The sequence below is a fragment of the Rhodococcus opacus genome, assembly GCF_012396235.1.
GTDB classification, from domain to species: Bacteria; Actinomycetota; Actinomycetes; order Mycobacteriales; family Mycobacteriaceae; genus Rhodococcus_F; species Rhodococcus_F opacus.
In genome coordinates, this window is the sequence record NZ_JAAXPA010000080.1 from 1 (window position 1) to 3182 (window position 3182).

A 3182-nucleotide genomic window follows, 5' to 3' on the forward strand; every position below is an offset into this window, starting at 1 on the left:
GAGGGATATGGAACGCGCACAGGTTCCTTTCCGGAGTTTCGTGCTGCTGCCTGAGGTTTTCCCACTGATCGGTGTGTCGTTGATCTTCGAGGTGTAAGCCCGCGAGTTAAGGTACTGCCACGAAACCCTTGGTGTGAGGAAGGTGTGCGGTGGGTGACGGGCGACTGCGGGTGATCCCGGGCGAGGTCACACCGGGCGTGGCGATGCGAGATCCGCAGCGGTTCCAGGCCGAATGCGTGGAGGCGTTCGTCGCGTCGTGGACCGTGCGTGGGTTCGCGGACTCGACGATCGCGAACGATGTCGGTGTGCTGGAGCGGATGCTGGCGGGGCTGGGTCGGCCGGTGTGGGAGGTGACCGCCGCCGATGTCGACCGGGTGGTGGGCGAGCTGGCCAGCTCGGGTCGAGCGGTGTCGACGCGTCGGAACTACGTGCAGGTGTTCAAGGGCTTTCACCGGTTCCTCGAGGTTCGCAAAGCGGCGGAGATCGAGGCAGCGTTCGGCGTGCGGCTGGCCTGTCCGCTGGACGAGTTCAACGCCGCCCGACACGTCGGCGACGACTCGCCAACCGCGAACCCGCCGCCGGCGCCGGAGCGGGTGGCGGCATTCTTCGAGTTCCTCAAGGCGCGAATTGCAACGGCGCGCAAGTACGGCCCGGCCGCGCGGGACTACGCATTGTTCCGCACGCTGTATCACGCCGGAGTGCGCGCCGAGGAGGTGGCGATGCTCGACCGCGGCGACGTGCACTTCGGGCGTGGCACGTTCGGCAAACTGCATGTGCGCTTCGGGAAGGGCGCCAAGGGATCCGGGCCGCGGCCGCGCTGGGTACCGATGCTGGACGGGCTGGATCTGGTGTTGCGCTGGTATCTCGATGACGTGCGCGGCCGGTTCCCGGACAGCTCGGTGCTGCTGTGTGACGAGTCCGGCGGCCGGATGGCCGCGGCCACGATCCGCAATCGGTTGCGGCACTTGATGAGCGTGGAGGGTCGGCCCGAAGCGGAGTGGTTCAGCCCGCACGGGATGCGGCGCGCGTGCGCCACACACAACTACGAGCGCGGCGTGGATCTGGTTGCTATACAACAACTTCTAGGGCACTGGACGGTGGCGTCGACCATGCGGTATGTGCGCCCGTCGGAAACGTTCATCGAAGACGCCTACCAGCGCGCGATCTCGGCGACGCTGACCGAGTTGACTGGACAGGAGTGAGCATGCAGATCAGGTGGAAACTCCGGATGGCCGCCGCCCACCGCGAGGTCTGGACCGGCACCCAGCTGCAACGGCTGCTCGCGGAGAAGGCCGGATTGGAACTGTCCTCGGCGTCGGTGTCGGCGTTGTTCACCAAACAACCCAGCCAGATCAAGCTGACCACCCTGATCGCGCTGTGCACCGCCTTGGACTGCACACCGAACGACCTGTTCGACATCGATACCACCCCAGTCGCACAACCGATCTCGTCGAACCCGACCAAGGTCGCGGCGAACGACACACAGGCATCGCGGCGGGGCCGGTCGATGCCGCCGATCTGAGCATGACCCTCCGGATCCGGGACTGCCGTCGCTGCGGCCGCGCGGTCGGCAAACCCGACCGTGACCTGTGTGCACGCTGCCACTGGGCGGCCTCGCACGCCCCGGTCACACACCGCTGCCCGGGCTGCGGTGCCGACCGGGTCCTGCAACCGGACACCGACCGCTGCGTGCGCTGCTCGCGCACCTGCCGGATCTGCGACGCGCCGGTGCTGTTCGTCGCCCGAGACCTGTGCAAGGAATGTCTCCGACGGCAACGGCGAGACGCCGATCGAGCCGAATGCCCGCGCTGCGGCAAACGCCGGGACTTGCGATCCGACACCGGCTACTGCGGCCCGTGTTCACATCCGGGCCGGCCACCGAATCCGGATACAGCCTGCGTCGACTGCGGCCGGGTCACCCGACTGACCGGCGCCGGGCGGTGCCGACCCTGTTGGGAACGCTCGCCGCACAGGATCACCGTCCGCGCCGCCAATCTCGCTGAAACACTGGATGATCCGCCCAGCTGGCTGGGCGGATTCGCCGCCTACCTGGTCGGCCGCCATCACCCCAGCCGCGCGTGCGCCATGCTCACCCGACTCGGCAAACACCTGACCGACGATGCCCCGGTGCATCCGCAGGCACTCCTGGACGCTGTCGCCGCCGATGTGCCGCTCGCGCGGGCCCTCGAGGACTTCCTCACCGCGAGCAAGCTGGCACTGCCGCCGGACCGGGAGGAACGCCGCGCCGCCGCCCGCCGCCAGTCCCGCATCGACGCCGTGCCCGCACCGCTACGACCTGCGGTAATCGGGTTCGCCGAGCACCTGGTCGCCGGCCGCGACCGTGCCCGCCGCACCGGCACCCACCCGCGCGGGCACGCCACGCTCGAAGCGCGCTTGACCGCCCTGCGCGACTTCACCGAGTTTCTGACCACCCGCCGCGGCAAAACCGACTGGGCCGTCGTCGATGTCGGCGACATCGAAGCGTTCCTGCACGCACATCCCCGCCGGCGCTCCTTCTATCTGACCGGTCTGCGGCAGTTCTGCCGCTACGCGCTGCGCCGACGGTTGATGCTCATCAATCCCACCGCCGGGGTGCAAGCGCCACAGACCATGGCATTCCGCGGACCGACGCTTCCCGTCGACCGCCAGCGCGAATTGTTCCGGCGATGGAGCACCGACCCCCACGTGCACCCACACGAGGCGTTCGTCGGGCTTGCCGCCCTGCTGCACGGCGCGACCACCCAGGACCTGCAGCACCTCGCCGACGACGACATCGACCATGACCAGCACCGCATCAGGCTGGGGCGTCGACCGCATCCCACACCGTTGGACCCGTGGACCTGGACCGCGCTGCAACGCTGCCTGCAGCACCGTCGGAACCTGGGCAGCAGTAACTCCCATGTGCTGATCACCATGCAGACCAAGGCCACCCGCACGGCCGCCTCCGACAGCTACGTCAAGCACACCCTGCGCGCGGTCGGTATCCAACCCAGAATCCTGCGCTCCACCCGGCTGGTCGACCTCGTCGGCACCGTCGATGCGAAACTCGTCGCCGCCGCTTACGGCATGCGCAACGAGGCCGTCATCGCCTACCTCTCCGACCACGTCGACACCGCCCGCCTGCCGAACCCGTGACAGTTCAGGCGTCACCTCGCACACGTTCGCGCGAACATGTGCGCTTT

Annotated in this window: 3 protein-coding genes; all 3 read left to right on the top strand. The window is 68.4% G+C overall.

The window, feature by feature from the left end; all coding sequences use genetic code 11:
• Positions 1 to 149 precede the first annotated feature (149 nt).
• Positions 150 to 1202 carry a tyrosine-type recombinase/integrase gene (locus HGB39_RS37835; protein WP_081276691.1) on the top strand — a complete coding sequence of 351 codons (1053 nt, stop codon included), beginning with the start codon at positions 150 to 152 and terminating at the stop codon, positions 1200 to 1202.
• Positions 1203 to 1204: 2 nt separating this feature from the next.
• On the top strand, positions 1205 to 1522 hold the full coding sequence (locus tag HGB39_RS37840) for a helix-turn-helix domain-containing protein (RefSeq protein ID WP_041810958.1): 318 nt from the start codon (positions 1205 to 1207) through the stop codon (positions 1520 to 1522).
• A gap of 563 nt (positions 1523 to 2085) precedes the next feature.
• Positions 2086 to 3135: a site-specific integrase gene (locus tag HGB39_RS37845; RefSeq protein ID WP_247607636.1), complete on the top strand. Its 1050-nt coding sequence runs from the start codon at positions 2086 to 2088 to the stop codon at positions 3133 to 3135.
• Positions 3136 to 3182 lie beyond the last annotated feature (47 nt).